Here is a 16,734-nt window from a genome sequence, read left to right as displayed (position 1 = left end):
GTCCCAACTCGGACGAATATGCTTATTTCCGGTTCACCGGCTTGAGATACGATTAATTCCATGATGCCGACTTTTGCCAGCCACCTGGATGCCCTTGGGCAGTGGCGCGCCGACACGGACGCCAAACTGGCGGCCCTGGCCCGCTTTGCCCGCGAACATGATCTGCTTGACGATGCGTCCGCAGAATGGTTCGAGGCCATGCGTCATCGCCTGTCCGGCGAGAAACTGATGGTGGCGTTTGTCGCCGAGTTTTCGCGCGGCAAGTCGGAGTTGATCAACGCCATCTTTTTCTCGGACAAGGGCCGCCGCATGATGCCGGCGTCGGCCGGGCGCACCACGATGTGCCCCGTCGAGCTGGGGTATGACGCGCACGACCCGGTTGGCTTGTCGCTGCTGCCCATCGACACGCGCCTGGAGGCGGCCTCCCTGGCCGAGTACCGCCGCCTGCCCAAGGAGTGGACCTGGATCGAGCTGGACCTGTCCAATCCGGAGGGGATGGCCAAGGCGCTGAGCGAGGTGATGCGCACGCGCATGGTGTCGCCCGAGGAAGCCGCTCGCCTGGGTTTCTGGGATCCCGAGCGCCCCGAAGAAAACCCGCCCTTGCAGGCTGATGGTTCGGTTGAAGTGCCGGTGTGGCGCCATGCCCGTATCAACCTGCCGCACCCGCTGCTCAAGCGCGGCCTGGTGGTGCTGGACACCCCTGGTCTCAACGCGATCGGTACGGAACCTGAATTGACGTTGGGGCTGCTGCCCCAGGCGCATGCCACCGTGTTCATCCTGGGGGCGGACACCGGCGTGACCAAGTCCGACCTGTCGATCTGGCGTGATCACCTGTGCGGCCCGGCGCTGGCCCGTTTCGTGGCGCTCAACAAGATCGACTCCTTGGTCGACCCCTTGAGCACGCCCGAGCAGATCGAGCAGACCATCGTGCGCCAGTGCGAAAGCGTGGCGCAGACGCTGGAGATCCCGACTTCGCATGTGTTCCCGATCTCGGCACGTCAGGCCCTGGCTGCACGCTTGAGCGGCAACCGTGAAGGCCTGGGCGAAAGCCGTCTGGAGACCTTCGAGAACGCCTTGTCCGAAGGGCTGCTGCCGCGTCGCCGCGAGACGTTGGGGCAGGCCGCGGTGCAGGGGGCGCAGCAGTTCCAGCAGCAGCTCACCCGCCGTTTCGGCGAGATGCGCCGCCTGTATGCCGACCAGTTGCATGAACTGCGTGGCCTGCGCGGCAAGAGCAGTGGCAAGGTGCAGCTGATGCTGCAGCGGGTGCAGGCCGAAGCCTCCGAGTTCGAGCAATGTACGGCCCGCTTGCAGGCCATGCGCAGTGTGCATGCCCGCATGTTGCGCAATGCCTTGCATGACCTGTCCGCAGATCGCCTGCGCCAGGAGGTGGATGTGCTGCAGCAGGTGCTGGGGGGCTCGTGGTTGCCGCTGGGCGCCAAGAAGTCCTTCATCGACTTGTGTGGCCGCCTGCGTGACCTGATCGAGCAGGCGCAGCAGCGCAATGACGAGATCCACGCCATGCTGGTGGCCTCGTACGCCAAGCTCAATGCCGAGTTCGGCTTCAGCCTGGTGGCCGATGTGCCGCTGGATGTGCGCAAGTACACCGAAGACCTCAACCTCATCGAGCGCAACTACGTGCAGTACCTGGGCCTGAGCCAGGCCTTCAGGCTGGCGCAGCCGGGCTTCCAGGAGCAGTTCCGCCGCATGCTGATCTCGCGTCTGCGTGTGGTGTTCGAGACCGTGAGCAACGACATCGAACTGTGGAACAAGACCGCGTCGGCGCAGGTGGACAGCCAGTTGCGCGAACGCCGCCGCAACTTCAAGCGCCGTTATGAGTCGCTGGACCGCATCCAGTCGGCATCGAACGAGCTGGACAACCGCGTGCAGGAAGTCCAGGCGCAGGACGAGCGCGTGCTGCAGTTGCAGACCCGTCTGGGGTCGCTGGTGGATGAGCTGGTCAAGCAGGCGCAGACCGATACCTTGTCTGCGGCCAACGGGGCCGATGTCCAGCAGGTGACGCTGGACTTGTCGCTGGCTTCTCAATCCACGTCGCAAAGCACCGCGGGCGCATGAGCGCCACGAGCCCAGCCCGCCTGCTGCAGCAAGCGCAGCAGGTGACGCCAGTCTTGGCTGAGCGCCTGGTGGCCTGGCAGCGTCAGGAAGGGCGCCATCATCTGCCCTGGCAGGGTGTGCGTGATCCTTACCGCGTGTGGCTGTCAGAGATCATGCTGCAGCAGACCCAGGTCAGCACCGTGCTGGGCTACTTCGAGCGTTTTTTGCAGCGCTTTCCCGATGTGCAGGCACTGGCTGCTGCGCCCTTGGATGATGTGTTGACCTTGTGGAGCGGCCTGGGCTACTACAGCCGTGCTCGCAATCTGCATCGTTGTGCGCAGGCCGTGGTGAGCCAGCATGGCGGCGTGTTCCCGCGCAGCAGCGAGGCCTTGCAGTCGCTGCCGGGCATTGGCCCCTCCACGTCAGCGGCCATCGCGGCGTTCTGCTTTGACGAGCGCATCTCCATCATGGATGGCAATGTCAAGCGGGTGCTCAGCCGTGTGCTGGGATGGGATCAGGATCTGTCCGTCAAGACGCATGAGCGTGCCTTGTGGGAAGCCGCGCAAGCCGTGTTGCCAGCGCGTGAGGGCGACATGCCTTCGTACACGCAGGGCTTGATGGACCTGGGTGCCACCTTGTGCACGCAACGCAAGCCTGCATGCCTGACTTGCCCCTGGTCCGACATCTGCCAGGCGCGCGTGAAGGGGGACCCCGAGCGTTACCCGGTCAAGACGCGCAAGCTCAAGCGCAGTGAGCGCGAGAGCTGGTTGTTGTGGTTGCAATGGCAGGATCAGGTGTGGTTGCAACAGATGCCTGACAAGGGCGTATGGGCGGGCCTGTGGACGCTGCCCTTGCTCGATGACGAGCAAACCTTGATGGCGCTGCTGGGCGACAAGCTGGGGGCGTTGATCGAGCCGCAGCCACGCACGAAACACGTGCTGACGCACCTCGATTGGTACCTGAACCCGCGCCGCCTTGTCTTGGGTGATGCGGCGGTGGCCGCACGCTTGCAGCGCAGCTTGACCGAGATGGCCTCCAGCGGCCGTTGGGTGCCTGTGGCCGACCTCGATAACTGGGGCTTGCCCGCGCCGCTGCGGCGCCTGCTGCAGGGTTGAGGGTCAGCCCAGCGTGACGATCACCGGTGCGTGGTCGCTCGGCCGCTCGTTCTTGCGCGGCGCCTTGTCGATCACGCAGGCCGTGGTGTGCGCTTTCAGGGCGTCACTGATCAGGATGTGGTCGATGCGCAGGCCCTGGTTCTTGCGGAAGGCCAGGTTGCGGTAGTCCCACCAGCTCCAGGGTTTGGGTGGCTGCTCGAACAGCCGGAACGCGTCATGCATGCCCAGGTCCAGCAGTTGCTGAAAGTGGGTGCGCTCTTGTGGCGTGCAGTGGATCTGGTCTTTCCAGGCGATCGGGTCGTACACGTCGGCGTCGGTGGGGGCGATGTTGAAGTCGCCCATCAACACGAGGTGCGGGTGGGTTTGCAGCTCCTGCTTGATCCAGGCTTGCAGCGCGTCCAGCCAGTTCATCTTGTAGCTGAACTTGTCGCTGTCGGGGGCCTGGCCATTGGGGAAGTAGCAGCCGATCACGCGCACGTTGCCCAGCTGCGCATCCTGAACCGTGCCGGCGATCACACGCGCCTGCTCATCGCTGAAGCCGGGGATGTTCTTGACGATGTCGGTGCTGCCTGCCGTGCTGTCTGCGCGGGTCAGCAGGGCCACGCCGTTGTAGGTCTTCTGGCCAAACCACTGGCTCTGATAACCGGCGGCTTCCAGGTCAGCATGCGGGAACTTGTCGTCGGTGAGCTTGGTTTCCTGCAGCACCAGCGCATCGACCGGGTTGGCGGCGAGCCAGTCCAGCAGTTGCGGCAGGCGTACGGACAGGGAGTTGACGTTCCAGGTAGCGAGTTTCATGCGCGTGGGTGTGGGGGCCAACGCGGTGTCGTCGGCGAGGAGCGTAGTTTAGTTTCGATGCGCCGCCCGCCTGGCCGTTTGCCTGGCTGTGTGCAAGGTTTGTGCAATGCGGTTGGCTGCCTCCTGGCAGTGTTCGCCAGACAGTTTGGCTTGTAGCGCATCCAGAAAGACTCTTGTGCGTGCGGGCATCAGCCTACGCCCAGGGAAGACGGCCCAGGCTGAGGTGGACGGCGCACGCCAGTCGGGCAGCACCGGCTGCAGATCGCCACTGCGCACATGCGCCTCGGCGAAGTAGTCGTTGATCAGCGCGACGCCCGCCCCGGCGAGGGCCATGCGCATCAGCAGGTCGGGCGAGTTGGCCGTGGCACGACCCGGGGGGATGCCCGTCCAGTGCGCCTCATCGCGTTGCAACACCCAAGGGATGGCGTCGCCATCTCGACCCAGCAGGCGCAGCGTGTCGTGCTCCATGAGGGCCTCCGGTTCGGACGGATGACCTCGCGCGGCCAGGTAGGCGGGTGAGGCGTACAGGCCAGTGGTGAACACGGCCAGGCGCCTGGCCGCCAGCGAGGCGTCATCCGGCAGGTCGCCCATGCGGATGGCCAGGTCCATGTTCTCGCCGATTAGATCGACGCGGCGTGGGGTGAGGTCCAGCTCCAGCGAGATGGCGGGGTACTGGCGAACGAAGTCGGCCATCATGGGGGCGAGCATCATGCTGGCGAAGTCCGATGGCATGGTCACGCGCAGTCGGCCGCTGGGTTGCGCCTGCCGGTGCTGCGCCAGGCTGGAGGCCGCATCGACCTCGGCGACGATTTGCTGGGCGTGCTCCAGCACGGTGTGCCCGAAATCCGTGAGCGTGAGCTTGCGCGTGGTGCGCAACAACAGGCGCTCGCCCAACTGGGCTTCCAGCCCCGCCACCCGGCGGGACACGGTGGATTTGGGCAGGCCCAATTGCTCGGCGGCACGGCTGAAGCTGTGGGCATCGACCACGCGGGCAAAGAGCAGCAGGTCATTGGGCTCGATGTTCATAGGGGTCGGGCCGATCAGGATGGATCAGGATGATTGTTTCTTGGGTGGAACAATGTTATCCATTTCGATGGCTTCTGTGTTCTGTTTGGGATAATTAAAGTGGGCCCATCGACATTCACTTCCAACCGAAGGACCCATCATGAACATCCTGCAAATCAACTCCAGCGCCCGCCCTGATGCTTCGCACTCCAGCCGCCTGGCCAGCACGATCGCCCAACGCGTGGCGGCTGCAAATGGCGGCAGCGCGCTGACCGTGCGTGATCTGGGGCGCCAGCCACTGGCCGAGCTGGATGAGCCTGCCCTGCAGGCCTTGTTCACACCCGCCGAACAGCGCACGGCCGAACAGGCTGCCCGCGTGGCCATTGACGACGCGCTGATCGCCGAAGTTCAGGCAGCCGATGTGCTGGTGCTGGGCGTGCCCATGTACAACTTCGGCGTGCCCGCCCAGCTCAAGAACTGGATCGACGCGATCGCCCGTGCCCGCGTCACCTTCACCTACACCGATAAGGGGCCCGTGGGCTTGCTGACCGGCAAGAAGGTGTATGTGGCGCTGACACGTGGTGGCCAGTACCGCAATACGCCAGCCGATACGCAGGTGCCTTATCTGAGGACGGTGCTGGCCTTCCTGGGCATGACGGACGTGCAGTTCGTGTACGCCGAAGGGATGGCCCTGGGGTCGCAGGCCGAGCAGGATGCGTTGGCGTCGGCGCATGCCCAGATCGATGAACTGGGCATCGGTGAGGCTGCCCTGGCTTGATGCCGGGTGTGGTCGACAATGTTCGTCTGCATCGACCGCGCCGGGCGCAGGTCGATGCGCATCAGGAGTCCAGCATGAGCAAGGTCAATGAGATCGTCCGGTCAAGCAGCGTGACCAATCCTCGGGACGTCGAGCGCCTGATCGCAGGCCAGGCCACGTCGGACGGCGCGGGCGTCAAGCTCACGCGTGTGCTGACGCAGCCCTTGCAGCGCAGGCTGGACCCCTTCCTGATGCTGGACGCGTTCGGCACGGACAACCCGGACGACTACATCGGCGGTTTTCCGGACCACCCGCATCGCGGCTTCGAGACCGTGACCTACATGATCGCTGGTCGCATGCGCCATCGCGACAGTGCTGGCCATGAGGGCTTGCTGCAAAACGGCGGCGTGCAATGGATGACCGCCGGGCGTGGGGTGATCCACTCGGAGTTGCCCGAGCAGGAAGCTGGGCGCATGGAAGGTTTCCAGCTGTGGTTGAACCTGCCTGCCAAGGACAAGATGACGGCGCCCTGGTACCGCGATATCCAGAGCGCAGACATCCCTGAGTTCACGACCGATGCCGGTGTGACCGTGCGCGTGATCGCCGGTAGCAGCCATGGTGTCGAGGGGGCCGTGCAACGCGAAGCGACCGCACCGCTGTATCTGGACTTGCACTTGCCCGATGGCGCGCGCTTTGATCAGTTGCTGCCGCCCGAGCACAACGCCTTTGTGTATGTGTACCGGGGTGAGTTGGCCTTGGGGGATACGGTGGTGCCCGCGCAGCGCATGGCCATCCTGAAAAACCAGGTTGATCGAGACGGGGTGAGCTTGTCTGCCCGAGGGGCCACCAGGGCCTTGCTCATTGCGGGCCGGCCTTTGAACGAGCCCATCGCGCAGTACGGGCCCTTCGTGATGAACCGCCAGGAGGAAATCTTCCAGGCGGTGGCGGACTTCAAGGCCGGGCAGTTCGCCTGACGGGTGTCTGAGCGTCGCCGGCGTGGTGTCGCCTGGCTGGCAGGTGGAACCAGGCGGTGGTGCTCGTGCATGTGCGCGTCACCCAGCTCATCGAAGTGCCTGGACTCGGCTTCCTTTTGGTAGAACGCGCACTTGCCGTCATCGACCACCAGGGCGGAGGCCAGGCCTTGCTTGCTGCGCTTGGCCTGGTTAGTCGTTCCATTGGTTGGATGCTTCGGTCTTCTTGATGCGGCGGCTCAGTTGCGACGGTAGGTCACAAAGGCGTAGTCGAAATCGTTGGGTGCGGGGGCGTGGTGGGTTTCGCGTGCCACTTCCGTGAAGGTCGCCTTGTCCCAGGACGGGAAGAAGGCATCGGCCTCGAAATCCCGGTCGATCTCGGTCAGCACGATTTCCTGCACGAGCGGCAGGGCTTCGGCATAGATTTGTGCACCGCCGATGACAAAGGCCTTGTCGACCGTGTTGTCGAGCAGGGCTAGCGCCGCTTGCAGCGAGGGCGCGCCTTCAATGCCGGGGGCAGACCACTGCGGGTTGCGCGTGATGACGATGTTGCGTCGGCCAGGCAGCGGGCGCCCGATGGAGTCATAGGTCTTGCGGCCCATGATCACGGGGCAGCCCATGGTGGTGCGCTTGAAGAACTGCAGGTCTTCGGACAGGCGCCACAGCAGGGCGTTGTCCTTGCCGATGGCGCCATTGCGGGCCACGGCGGCGATCAGGCTGAGTGTGGTCATGTGCGAAGTCGATGTGCTCGCGTCAGACCGCCACGGGTGCCTTGATGGCCGCGTGGTGCTGGTACTCCAGCACTTCGAAATCTTCGTACTCGTAGTCAAAGATCGAGGCGGGCTTGCGCTTGATGTTCAGCACCGGGTAAGGGTAGGGCGTGCGGCTGAGTTGCAGCTCGACCTGCTCGGTGTGGTTGCTGTAGAGGTGGCAGTCGCCGCCTGTCCAGACAAAGTCGCCCACGTCCATGTCGCACTGCTGCGCGAGCATGTGGGTCAGCAGGGCGTAGCTGGCGATGTTGAAGGGCACGCCCAGGAAAATGTCGGCACTGCGCTGGTACAGCTGGCAGCTGAGCTTGGGGCGTTCGCCTTCGGCTTGCGGCGGCGCCACGTAGAACTGGAAGAAGGCATGGCAAGGTGGCAGGGCCATCTGCTCGATCTGGCCGGGGTTCCAGGCGCTGACGATGATGCGGCGGGAATCCGGCGTGGTCTTGAGCTGCTTGACGACCTCGCTGATCTGGTCAACGTGGCCGCCATCGGGCTTGGGCCAGTTGCGCCACTGCACGCCGTACACGGGCCCCAGCGAGCCGTCTTCACGGGCCCATTCGTCCCAGATGGTGACGCCGCGCTCTTGCAGCCATTTGACGTTGTTGTCGCCACGCAGGAACCACAGCAGCTCGACGATGATGGACTTCAGGTGCACCTTCTTGGTGGTGACCAGGGGGAAGCCTTCGCTGAGGTCAAAACGCATCTGGTGGCCAAACACGCTGCGCGTGCCGGTGCCGGTGCGGTCGGCCTTGAGCACGCCCGTGGTGTGGACGTGGCGCATGAAGTCTTCAAATTGACTGCGAATGGGGCGGCTCACCTGGGGCGTCCTCGAAAATGACAACAGCCGGGATTATCTCTGCCCGGCTGCCTGGTTTGACCAAGTCGTGGGGATCAGGACTTCTGTTCCGGATCGCGCAGGAAGATTTCGACGCGGCGGTTTTTGGCGCGGCCCTCGGCGGTTTCGTTGCTGGCGATGGGTTCGCGCTCGCCGCGGCCAACGGTTTCCACGTGGCTGGATGGCACGCCCCGGTCAACCAGGAAGTTCTTGACGCTCTCAGCTCGTTCGCGCGACAGCGGGTTGTTGACGGCTTCCGAGCCGGTGCTGTCAGTGTGGCCGACGATGCGCACATGCATGCCGGAGCCATCCTTGCTCAGGCCGCTGGCAAAGGTCTCCAGCACGGAGCGCAACTCGGGCTTGATGGCGGCGCTGCCAGTGGCAAAGGAGATGTCGTTGGGAATGTTCACCTTCAGCTGGTTGTCGGCCGTGCGGGTGACTTCAACGTCGGTGCCGCGGGTGGCCTGTTCCATGGCTTCGCGCTGGGCCTGCATGCGCTTGGACCAGACGTTGCCCGCCACGGCGCCGGCGATGCCGCCGATGGCCGCACCGGCTGCGGCGTTCTTGCCGGCCACCTGGCCGATGACCGCGCCCGCCACTGCGCCGATGGCTGCGCCCTGGGCTGTGCCGCGCTGGGTTTCGTCCATGTTGGCGCAGCCGCCGAGCAGGACGGCCGAGCTGAGGGCTGAGATCATCAGGGTGCGAGTGGTTTGCATGGTGGGCATGTTGGTATGTGGGCTCGGTTGAAGGGCGTGCATCGTGGATGCACTGTCTAAGTCATGCATCCTCAACGCATCGGTTGGGGCTCAGGCTGACAAGGCTTGTGGAGCCTCGCCATCGTTGGCGTCATCCCCGGTGGCGGGCGCAGCCTGGTCAAACTGCATCGCAGCCAGTTTGGCATAGAGCCCATTGCGCGCCATGAGTTCCGCATGCGAGCCCACGTCGACGATCTGCCCGCCATCCAGCACCACGATGCGGTCGGCGTTGACCACCGTGCTCAGGCGGTGGGCGATGACCAGCGTGGTGCGGTCTTTCATGGCCTCTTCCAGCGCGGCCTGCACGGCGCGTTCGCTCTCCGTGTCAAGCGCACTGGTGGCTTCGTCGAGCAACAGCAGCGGCGCGTTTTTCAAGATGGCCCGCGCGATGCTGATGCGCTGGCGCTGGCCGCCAGACAGGCGCACACCGCGCTCGCCCAGGAAGGTGTTGTAGCCCTCGGGCAGGGCGGTGATGAAGTCGTGTGCGTGGGCGGCGCGTGCCGCTGCGTGGACCTGTTCATCCGTGGCGCCGGGGCAGCCGTAGCGGATGTTTTCCAGCGCGGTGGTTGAGAAGATGGTGCTGTCTTGCGGCACGATGCCGATGCGTTGGCGCAGGTCTTCCAGGCTCAGTTGCGTCACGGATTCCCCATCCAGTTCAATGCGGCCGTTTTGCGGATCGTAAAAGCGCAGCAGCAACTGGAAGACCGTGCTCTTGCCTGCACCACTGGGGCCGACGAGGGCCACGGTTTCGCCGGGGTTGACCACCAGCTTGAAGTGATCGAGTGCGGTCTGGCCGGGCCGGGATGGGTAGTGGAAAGACACGTCAGACAGCGTCAGGCGTGAGCCGCCCCTGGGCGCTGGCAGCGACTTGGGCTGTGCCGGCGACTGGATCGGGGAGCGCGCAGCCAGCAGCTCCATCAGGCGTTCGGTAGCCCCTGCGGCGCGGAGGATGTCGCCATAGACTTCGGACAAGGCTGCCACCGAGCTCAGCAGCAGGATCACGTAGACGACGGTCTGGCCCATGTGGCCGGCGCTGATCTTGCCGTCCATGACGGCTTGCGTGCCCTGGTACAGCCCCCACAGCAGCGCGCCGGTGGTGGCGATGATGATGAAGGCCACCAGCACGGCGCGGGCGCGGATGCGGCGCTCGCCGGTTTTGAAGGCGCTTTCGGTGGCGTTGATGAAGCGTGTGGCCTCGCGCCCCTCGGCTGTGTAGCTTTGCACCACGGGTACGGCATTGAGCACCTCGGCGGCGATGGCGCTGGAGTCGGCCACGCGGTCCTGGCTGGCGCGCGACAGGCGGCGCACGCGGCGGCCGTAGATGATCGCCGGCATGACGACCAGCACCAGCCCACCCAGCACCTGGGCCATCACATACGGGTTGGTGACGATCAGCATGGTGAGGGCGCCCACGGCCATGATGGCGTTGCGCAGGCCCATGGACACGCTGGTGCCCACCACCGTCTGGATCAGGGTGGTGTCGGCCGTCAGGCGTGACAGGACTTCACCGCTTTGCGTGGTCTCGAAGAATTCGGGGCTTTGCTTGAGCACGTGGCCATACACGGCGCTTTTGATGTCTGCCGTGATGCGCTCGCCCAGCCAGGTGACCGAGTAGTAGCGCGAAGCCGAGAACAGGCCCATGGCCACGCCCACGCCGAACAGGGCCAGGAAGTGGTCGCGCATGGCCATCACGCGCTGGCCCGGGTCGGCGGCCACCATGCCCTGGTCGATCAGGGTGCGCAGGGCAATCGGCAGCACCAGGGTGGTCAAGGCCGCCATCAACAAGAAGAGCAGCGCCAGGGCGATGCGGGTCTTGTAGGGCTGCAGGAAGGGCTTGAGGTCGTTGAGCGACCGGACAGACTTGCCGGCAGGTGGTTGAGCAGTGGCAGTGCGGGGCATGAGGGGGCTGACTCGTGAAACTTGTCCCATTATCATGCCTTGACAATATTTGCGTAGGCAAATAAATTAACGCCATGACTGATTCGTCAACTTCTTCAGCCGACGCCTGTGGTGCGGAGGCAGGCTCGGCCCCCGCCGCGCCGATTTACAGCAAGGGCAACTGGGCCCGGGAAAACAGCTTCGGCTACCTCATGCGCCGCGTGGTGCAGATCATGGTGAGCCAGGCAGACAAGCGGCTGGACACCCATGGGCTGACCCAGGCGCAATGGACGCCGATGTTCATGATCAGCAAGGGCGAGTGCAACACGCTGGCAGCCTTGTCGCGCGAGTTGCAGCTGGATGCCGGCGCCTTGACGCGCACGCTGGATCGCCTGGAAGCCAAGGGCCTGTGCAAGCGCGAACGCTCGACCGAAGACCGCCGTGTGGTGCACCTGGCCCTGACGCCGGAAGGCGAAGCGGCCATTGCACCCGTGCCAGGGGTGTTGTGCGAAGTGTCCAACCGCTTGCTGGATGGCTTCACCCGCGATGAATGGCAGACCTTGATGACCTTGATGCGGCGCTTGCTGGCCAATGCCGAGGCCATGCGAGAAGAGACCGATGCCGAGCGGCACGGTTGAATCCCACAACAACAAGATCCCGCTGGAGCTTCCCATGTCAGATCGATTTTCGCGTCTTCGCAGGGCGTGCCTTGTGCCCTTGTCTGCGTTGACGCTGGCCGCCTTGACGGCCTGTTCCACCCACCCTGAATTGCAGGCCGATGTGCAGGTGCTGGATGCCGGCAAGCTGGGCGTGCAGGGCGTGCAAGCCAAAGAGCCTGGCGACACGCTGCCTGCCTGGTGGGAAGCCTATGGCGACCGGCAGCTCGATGCCTTGATGAAGCAGGCCTTGGCGGGCAACCCGACGGTGCAGGTGGCGCAGGCCCGGCTGCGTCGGGTCGAGGCCATGGAGGCCGCTTCGCGCGGCGCAGATCAACCGCAGATCCAGGCCTCTGCAGAAGTCGACCGCCAGCATTTCTCTCGCCATGGCATGTACCCGCCACCGCTGGCTGGTGCCTCGCTGACATCGGGCACCTTGCAGCTCGAAGGCAAGTGGGAGCTGGACCTGTTCGGCCGCCAGCATGCCGAGATCGAGGCGCTGGTGGGCCAGAAGCGCGCTGCGCAGGCCGATGTACAGACCGCGCGCCTGGTGCTGAGCTGGAATGTGGCGCGAGCCTACCTGGAGCTGGGCCGCGCGCAATTCCAACGCGAGGTGAGTGAACGCGCATTGGCGCAACGCGAAGAGATGCTGGGCCTGATCCGCCAGCGTGTGCAGGCCGGCCTGGATACCAACGTGGAGTTGAAGCAGGGCGAAGGCGCCTTGCCGGAAGCCCGCACCCAGATCGAAGCCTGGGGTGACGAGCTCACCCGCATGCGCCATGCACTGGCCATGCTGACCGGCCAGGCGCCGGATGCGCTGGCCCATCTGCTGGTGAAGGACGTGGTGGAGCCGCTGCCTTCGCCCGAGCACATTCCCGTGGATGCACTGGCCCGCCGCCCTGATGTGATGGCGGCGCTGTGGCGTGCACAAGCAGCGGGCCACCAGGTGGACGCCGCGCGTGCCATGTTCTACCCGAACGTGGACCTGGTTAGCTATGCCGGCTACAACGCCATCGGCCTGGATCAGCTCATCAAGCCCACCAGCTGGCAATGGGGGCTGATGCCAGCGATCCACCTGCCCCTGTTCGATGGCCAGCAGCGCGTGGCCAACCTGCAAGGCAAGCTCGCTGATCAGGATGTGGCACTGGCCAACTACAACCAGACCATCCTGCAGGCCGTGCAGGAGGTGGCTGACCAGATCAGCACCACGCAATCCGTGGCACGCCAGCGGCAGGACCAACGCCTGGCGCAAAAGAGCGTCGAGGCGGCTTATGAGCTGGCTGTGGCGCGCTACAAGGCTGGCCTGGGCAACTACCTGACGGTGTTGAGCGTGGAGTCCTCGGTGCTGACGCAAAGGCACAAAGCCATTGATCTGCTGACGCAAGCCCTCGACACGCAACTCAACCTGATCCGCGCACTGGGCGGGCAACTGCAGCCCGCAGCGCCCAGCGCCCCCAGCGCCCCCAGCGCCCCCACCGCATCTACCGACAACACGAAGGCCGCCTCGCAGGCCGGAGACCGTTCATGAGCACCGCTGATAACCAAGTGACCGATACCGACAACGCCCAGCCTGCGCGCAAGAAGGCCCTCACTGCGATTGCCCTGGCCGTGCTGCTGGGTGGTGGTGCTTATGGCGCTTACTACGCGCTGGTGGCCAACCACTACGAACACACCGACAACGCCTATGTGCAAGCCAATGTGGTGCAGATCACGCCGCAGGTGTCGGGCACCGTGCTGGCCATCCATGCCGATGACACCGATGTGGTCAAGGCTGGCCAGTTGCTGATCAAGCTGGACGCCGTCGATGCCCAGGTGGCGCTGGACCAGGCGCAGGCCCAGCTGGCACAGACCGTGCGCGAAGTGCGCACCCTGTTTGCCAACAATGGCAGCCTGCAATCGCAGATCCAGATGCGCCAGGCCGACGTGAGCAAGGCGCAAAACGAAGTGGCCCGCGCGCAGGACGATGTCAACCGCCGTGCGCCTTTGCTGGCCAGCGGTGCGGTGGGCAAGGAAGAGTTCAACCATGCCCAGTCGCAATTGACCGCCGCGCGCAGCGCCTTGGCGGCAGCCGAGTCCGCGTTGATCACGGCGCGTGAACAACTGGCATCCAACCAGTCCCTGACGGACGGGACCTCGGTGGTGCAGCACCCCAATGTGCAACGCGCCGCTGCCCGCGTGCGTGAGGCTTACCTGGCGCTCAAGCGCGTGAGCCTGCTGGCGCCGGTGGACGGCTATGTGGCCAAGCGCAGCGTGCAGGTGGGCCAGCGCGTGCAGGCCGGCTCGCCGCTGATGACCGTGGTGTCGCTGGACCAGCCCTGGGTGGACGCCAACTTCAAGGAAAGCCAGTTGCAGCGCGTGCGCATTGGCCAGCCCGCCACCTTGACCGCAGACGTGTACGGCCAGAAGGTGGTCTACCACGGCACCGTGAGCGGCCTGGGTGCAGGCACGGGTGCGGCGTTCTCGCTGCTGCCTGCGCAGAACGCCACAGGCAACTGGATCAAGATCGTGCAGCGCGTGCCCGTTCGCGTGACGCTGCAGCCCGATGAGGTCAAGGCACACCCCCTGCGCGTGGGCCTGTCGATGGAAGTCGAAGTGGACGTGGGCAAGCAGGATGGCCAGATGCTGGCCCAGGCGCCGCGCACCCAGGCTGTGGCGCAGACCGCGGTGTTCGACAACCTGCAAAAGGATGCCGACCAGTTGGTGGACCGCATCATCTCGGCCAACCTGGGCCGCTCGGTGCACGCCGCAACAGGCCGTGCCGTGAGTTCGGGAGCCTGACTTGAGTGCCGCGCCATCGCACGCACCCAAGCCGCTGCATGGCGGTGACCTGATCATGGGCACGGTGGCCCTGTCCCTGGCCACCTTCATGAACGTGCTGGATTCGTCCATCGCCAACGTGTCGCTGCCCGCGATCGCCGGCAACCTGGGCGTGAGCCCGACGCAGGGCACTTGGGTCATCACCAGTTTCGGCGTGTCCAACGCCATCGCCGTGCCTTTGACGGGCTGGCTCACGCAGCGCTTTGGCGCGGTGCGGCTGTTCACGGCCAGCGTGCTGATGTTCGTGCTGGCATCATGGATGTGCGGCCTGGCCTCGTCGCTGGAGATGCTGATCGCGTTTCGCGTGCTGCAAGGCCTGGTCGCGGGCCCGATGATCCCGCTGTCGCAGACCTTGTTGCTCAGCAGCTACCCGCCTGCCAAGGCCGGCATGGCGCTGGCCATGTGGGCGATGACGACGCTGGTGGCGCCGGTCACCGGGCCGCTATTGGGTGGCTGGATCACGGACAACATGTCCTGGCCCTGGATCTTCTACATCAACATCCCGGTGGGCCTGGGGGCGGCACTGGTGACCTGGCGCATCTATGCCAGGCGCGAGACGCCCACCAAGAAGCTGCCCATCGACACGGTGGGGCTCACCTTGCTGGTTCTGTGGGTGGGCGCCCTGCAGATCATGCTGGACAAGGGCAAGGAGCTGGACTGGTTCGAGAGCAGCCAGATCGTGATGCTGGGCCTGGTGGCGCTGATCGGCTTTGCCGTCTTCCTCGTGTGGGAGCTCACGCAAGAGCACCCGGTGGTCGACCTGCGCCTGTTTGCCAGCCGCAACTTCCTGTTCGGGGTGATCGCCTTGTCGGTGGCCTATGGGCTGTTCTTCGGCAACGTGGTGCTGCTGCCCATGTGGCTGCAGCAGTACATGGGTTACACCGCCTCGGTGGCGGGCATGGCGGTGGCGCCCGTGGGCTTGCTGGCCATTTTGCTGTCGCCGCTGGTGGGCAAGAACGTGAACAGGGTTGACGCGCGCTGGCTGGCCACGGTGGCCTTCCTGGGCTTTGCCCTGGTGATGTGGATGCGTTCGCACTTCAGCACCCTGGTCGACTTCGACACGATCATGGTGCCGACCATCCTGCAGGGTGGGGCGATCGCGTTCTTCTTCATCCCGCTGAGCGCCATCACGCTCAATGGCTTGACGCCGGATCGCATCCCTTCTGCCTCAGGCCTGAGCAATTTCGTGCGCATCACGGCGGGTGCCATGGGCACCTCCGCCGTGGCCACGATCTGGGACGACCGCGCCACGCTGCACCACGTGCACATGGCCGAGAACGTGTCGCGCACCAACCCGGGTGCGATGGATGGCATCAATGCCTTGATGAGTTCGGGCATGAGCTTTGACCAGGCCGCCGCCCAGATCAGCCGCATGATCGACCAGCAGGCCTTCACGCGGGCAGCCGATGACGTCTACCTGATTTCATCGGTGCTGTTTTTGTTGCTGATCCCGGTTGTGTGGTTGGCCAAGCCCAAGAAGTCTGCCGCTGCGGTGGACGCGGGCGGGGCGCACTGATTGCCTTTGAAAGGGCGTGCTCGGGGTGAATGCGCTGATCAGCGCGGGATGGCGTAGCTGGCGTCGGTCATCAGGTCGACGCCGCACGACAGGCCTTCCACCCATTCGATGAACTGCTGGATGGCGGCGCCTTGCAGCGGCGCGCCGTGCTGCGGCACGATCATGTCGATGGGCAGCTGGCGCACCATGCGTGCCCAGAAGCGCAGCACCTTGTTGGACACCATGTAGCGGCGGTGGAAGGCCTCCATGCCAGCAGGCATGGGCATCAGCGAGGTGATGGCCTGCTGTGCCTGCTTGCCGGTGGTGAAGGACACGCCCAGGTCGCCCGAGAACAGGATGCGGCTGAGCGGGTCGTAGAACTGGAAGTTGCCTTCGGCGTGCATGAAGTGCGCGGGCAGGGCGATCAGTTCACTGTTGCCAATGGGGATGCGCATGCCTTGATCGGGGATGCCCACCACGCGGCCGGTGGTCTTGCCCGGCTTGCAGAAGTGCGGCACGAAGCGCTCCCACAAGGTCGAGACATACAGCTTGGCATCGGGCGTGGCCGTCATCCATCGGTCGAGCGAAGCGATGATGTCCGGGTCCGCGTGTGAGGCCAGAATGGCCGACAGCCGGTTGGGCGGGAAATGCCGCGTCATGCCCAGGTACAGCTCGCTGTAGGCCAGGTTGCCGCCCGGGTCGATGATGGCGCCGGTGTCGTCGTTGACGATGAGGAACTGGTTGGCCTGTACCGCGCCGCCCCCTTCGTCGCTCAGATCGGAAAACATCAGGCAGGCGTGGCCCTTGTGGCGAAACAGTTCGTGCGGCATGGTGGT

At 64.9% G+C, this 16,734-nt stretch carries 15 protein-coding genes; 8 read left to right on the top strand and 7 right to left on the bottom strand.

Annotated features, from left to right (window positions below; all coding sequences use genetic code 11):
• Nucleotides 1-60 precede the first annotated feature (60 nt).
• Both JY96_RS03685 and mutY read left to right on the top strand, forming a co-directional pair.
• A complete protein-coding gene (locus JY96_RS03685; protein WP_035035046.1) occupies nt 61-2,073 on the top strand; it encodes a dynamin family protein in 2,013 nt (670 codons plus the stop codon).
• On the top strand, nt 2,070-3,167 hold the full coding sequence (gene mutY / locus JY96_RS03680) for an A/G-specific adenine glycosylase (RefSeq protein ID WP_052162103.1): 1,098 nt from the start codon (nt 2,070-2,072) through the stop codon (nt 3,165-3,167). Before JY96_RS03685 ends, mutY begins: the two co-directional genes overlap by 4 nt.
• A 3-nt stretch (nt 3,168-3,170) precedes the next feature.
• Here the strand turns inward: mutY and xth are convergent, their stop codons facing one another.
• On the bottom strand, nt 3,171-3,962 hold the full coding sequence (gene xth / locus JY96_RS03675; protein WP_035035043.1) for an exodeoxyribonuclease III: 792 nt from the start codon (nt 3,960-3,962) through the stop codon (nt 3,171-3,173).
• A gap of 48 nt (nt 3,963-4,010) precedes the next feature.
• Nucleotides 4,011-4,988: a LysR family transcriptional regulator gene (locus tag JY96_RS03670; protein WP_052162102.1), complete on the bottom strand. Its 978-nt coding sequence runs from the start codon at nt 4,986-4,988 to the stop codon at nt 4,011-4,013.
• Between the two features lie 139 nt (nt 4,989-5,127).
• On the opposite strand from JY96_RS03670, the gene JY96_RS03665 reads away from it, so the two are divergent.
• Entirely contained in the window at nt 5,128-5,745 is a 618-nt protein-coding gene (locus JY96_RS03665; RefSeq protein WP_035035040.1) for an FMN-dependent NADH-azoreductase, read from the top strand.
• 74 nt (nt 5,746-5,819) lie between these two features.
• Nucleotides 5,820-6,698: a pirin family protein gene (locus tag JY96_RS03660; RefSeq protein ID WP_035041070.1), complete on the top strand. Its 879-nt coding sequence runs from the start codon at nt 5,820-5,822 to the stop codon at nt 6,696-6,698.
• Nucleotides 6,699-6,934: 236 nt separating this feature from the next.
• On the opposite strand, the gene JY96_RS03655 is transcribed toward JY96_RS03660, so the two are convergent.
• From JY96_RS03655 to JY96_RS03640, 4 genes are all read right to left on the bottom strand, one after another.
• Complete coding sequence (locus JY96_RS03655; protein ID WP_035035039.1) at nt 6,935-7,426, bottom strand: dihydrofolate reductase; 492 nt, start codon at nt 7,424-7,426, stop codon at nt 6,935-6,937.
• Between the two features lie 22 nt (nt 7,427-7,448).
• A complete protein-coding gene (locus JY96_RS03650; RefSeq protein WP_035035038.1) occupies nt 7,449-8,279 on the bottom strand; it encodes a thymidylate synthase in 831 nt (276 codons plus the stop codon).
• 74 nt (nt 8,280-8,353) lie between these two features.
• The gene (locus JY96_RS03645) at nt 8,354-9,013 is read right to left on the bottom strand and encodes an OmpA family protein (protein ID WP_035041068.1); all 660 of its coding nucleotides are present in this window, start codon (nt 9,011-9,013) and stop codon (nt 8,354-8,356) included.
• A gap of 90 nt (nt 9,014-9,103) precedes the next feature.
• Nucleotides 9,104-10,951 (bottom strand): ABC transporter transmembrane domain-containing protein, encoded by a 1,848-nt coding sequence (locus JY96_RS03640; protein WP_052162100.1) that lies wholly within the window; start codon nt 10,949-10,951, stop codon nt 9,104-9,106.
• 74 nt (nt 10,952-11,025) lie between these two features.
• On the opposite strand from JY96_RS03640, the gene JY96_RS03635 reads away from it, so the two are divergent.
• Genes JY96_RS03635 through JY96_RS03620 form a run of 4 tightly spaced genes read left to right on the top strand, consistent with a single transcriptional unit; the run spans nt 11,026 to nt 15,919 of the window.
• The gene (locus JY96_RS03635) at nt 11,026-11,568 is read left to right on the top strand and encodes a MarR family winged helix-turn-helix transcriptional regulator (RefSeq protein ID WP_081961013.1); all 543 of its coding nucleotides are present in this window, start codon (nt 11,026-11,028) and stop codon (nt 11,566-11,568) included.
• A 34-nt stretch (nt 11,569-11,602) separates the two neighbouring features.
• The gene (locus tag JY96_RS03630; protein ID WP_161784233.1) at nt 11,603-13,114 is read left to right on the top strand and encodes an efflux transporter outer membrane subunit; all 1,512 of its coding nucleotides are present in this window, start codon (nt 11,603-11,605) and stop codon (nt 13,112-13,114) included.
• On the top strand, nt 13,111-14,364 hold the full coding sequence (locus JY96_RS03625) for an efflux RND transporter periplasmic adaptor subunit (RefSeq protein ID WP_081961011.1): 1,254 nt from the start codon (nt 13,111-13,113) through the stop codon (nt 14,362-14,364). Before JY96_RS03630 ends, JY96_RS03625 begins: the two co-directional genes overlap by 4 nt.
• Nucleotides 14,365-14,419: 55 nt before the next feature.
• Complete coding sequence (locus JY96_RS03620; protein WP_081961576.1) at nt 14,420-15,919, top strand: DHA2 family efflux MFS transporter permease subunit; 1,500 nt, start codon at nt 14,420-14,422, stop codon at nt 15,917-15,919.
• Nucleotides 15,920-15,957: 38 nt separating this feature from the next.
• Here the strand turns inward: JY96_RS03620 and JY96_RS03615 are convergent, their stop codons facing one another.
• Nucleotides 15,958-16,728, bottom strand: coding sequence for an MBL fold metallo-hydrolase (locus tag JY96_RS03615; RefSeq protein WP_035035035.1), 771 nt, complete (start codon nt 16,726-16,728; stop codon nt 15,958-15,960).
• Between the last annotated feature and the right edge of the window lie 6 nt (nt 16,729-16,734).

The sequence above is a fragment of the Aquabacterium sp. NJ1 genome (assembly GCF_000768065.1).
Taxonomy (GTDB): Bacteria; Pseudomonadota; Gammaproteobacteria; order Burkholderiales; family Burkholderiaceae_C; genus Aquabacterium.
This window is presented reverse-complemented; position numbering and strand designations above follow the sequence as displayed.

Excerpts from the sequence above, each read along its gene's own strand:
- JY96_RS03685 (WP_035035046.1), top strand. The coding sequence starts at position 61 with ATGATGCCGACTTTTGCCAGCCACCTGGATGCCCTTGGGCAGTGGCGC.
- mutY (WP_052162103.1), top strand. The coding sequence starts at position 2,070 with ATGAGCGCCACGAGCCCAGCCCGCCTGCTGCAGCAAGCGCAGCAGGTG.
- xth (WP_035035043.1), bottom strand. The coding sequence starts at position 3,962 with ATGAAACTCGCTACCTGGAACGTCAACTCCCTGTCCGTACGCCTGCCG.
- JY96_RS03670 (WP_052162102.1), bottom strand. The coding sequence starts at position 4,988 with ATGAACATCGAGCCCAATGACCTGCTGCTCTTTGCCCGCGTGGTCGAT.
- JY96_RS03665 (WP_035035040.1), top strand. The coding sequence starts at position 5,128 with ATGAACATCCTGCAAATCAACTCCAGCGCCCGCCCTGATGCTTCGCAC.
- JY96_RS03660 (WP_035041070.1), top strand. The coding sequence starts at position 5,820 with ATGAGCAAGGTCAATGAGATCGTCCGGTCAAGCAGCGTGACCAATCCT.
- JY96_RS03655 (WP_035035039.1), bottom strand. The coding sequence starts at position 7,426 with ATGACCACACTCAGCCTGATCGCCGCCGTGGCCCGCAATGGCGCCATC.
- JY96_RS03645 (WP_035041068.1), bottom strand. The coding sequence starts at position 9,013 with ATGCAAACCACTCGCACCCTGATGATCTCAGCCCTCAGCTCGGCCGTC.
- JY96_RS03640 (WP_052162100.1), bottom strand. The coding sequence starts at position 10,951 with ATGCCCCGCACTGCCACTGCTCAACCACCTGCCGGCAAGTCTGTCCGG.
- JY96_RS03635 (WP_081961013.1), top strand. The coding sequence starts at position 11,026 with ATGACTGATTCGTCAACTTCTTCAGCCGACGCCTGTGGTGCGGAGGCA.
- JY96_RS03630 (WP_161784233.1), top strand. The coding sequence starts at position 11,603 with ATGTCAGATCGATTTTCGCGTCTTCGCAGGGCGTGCCTTGTGCCCTTG.
- JY96_RS03625 (WP_081961011.1), top strand. The coding sequence starts at position 13,111 with ATGAGCACCGCTGATAACCAAGTGACCGATACCGACAACGCCCAGCCT.
- JY96_RS03620 (WP_081961576.1), top strand. The coding sequence starts at position 14,420 with ATGGGCACGGTGGCCCTGTCCCTGGCCACCTTCATGAACGTGCTGGAT.
- JY96_RS03615 (WP_035035035.1), bottom strand. The coding sequence starts at position 16,728 with ATGCCGCACGAACTGTTTCGCCACAAGGGCCACGCCTGCCTGATGTTT.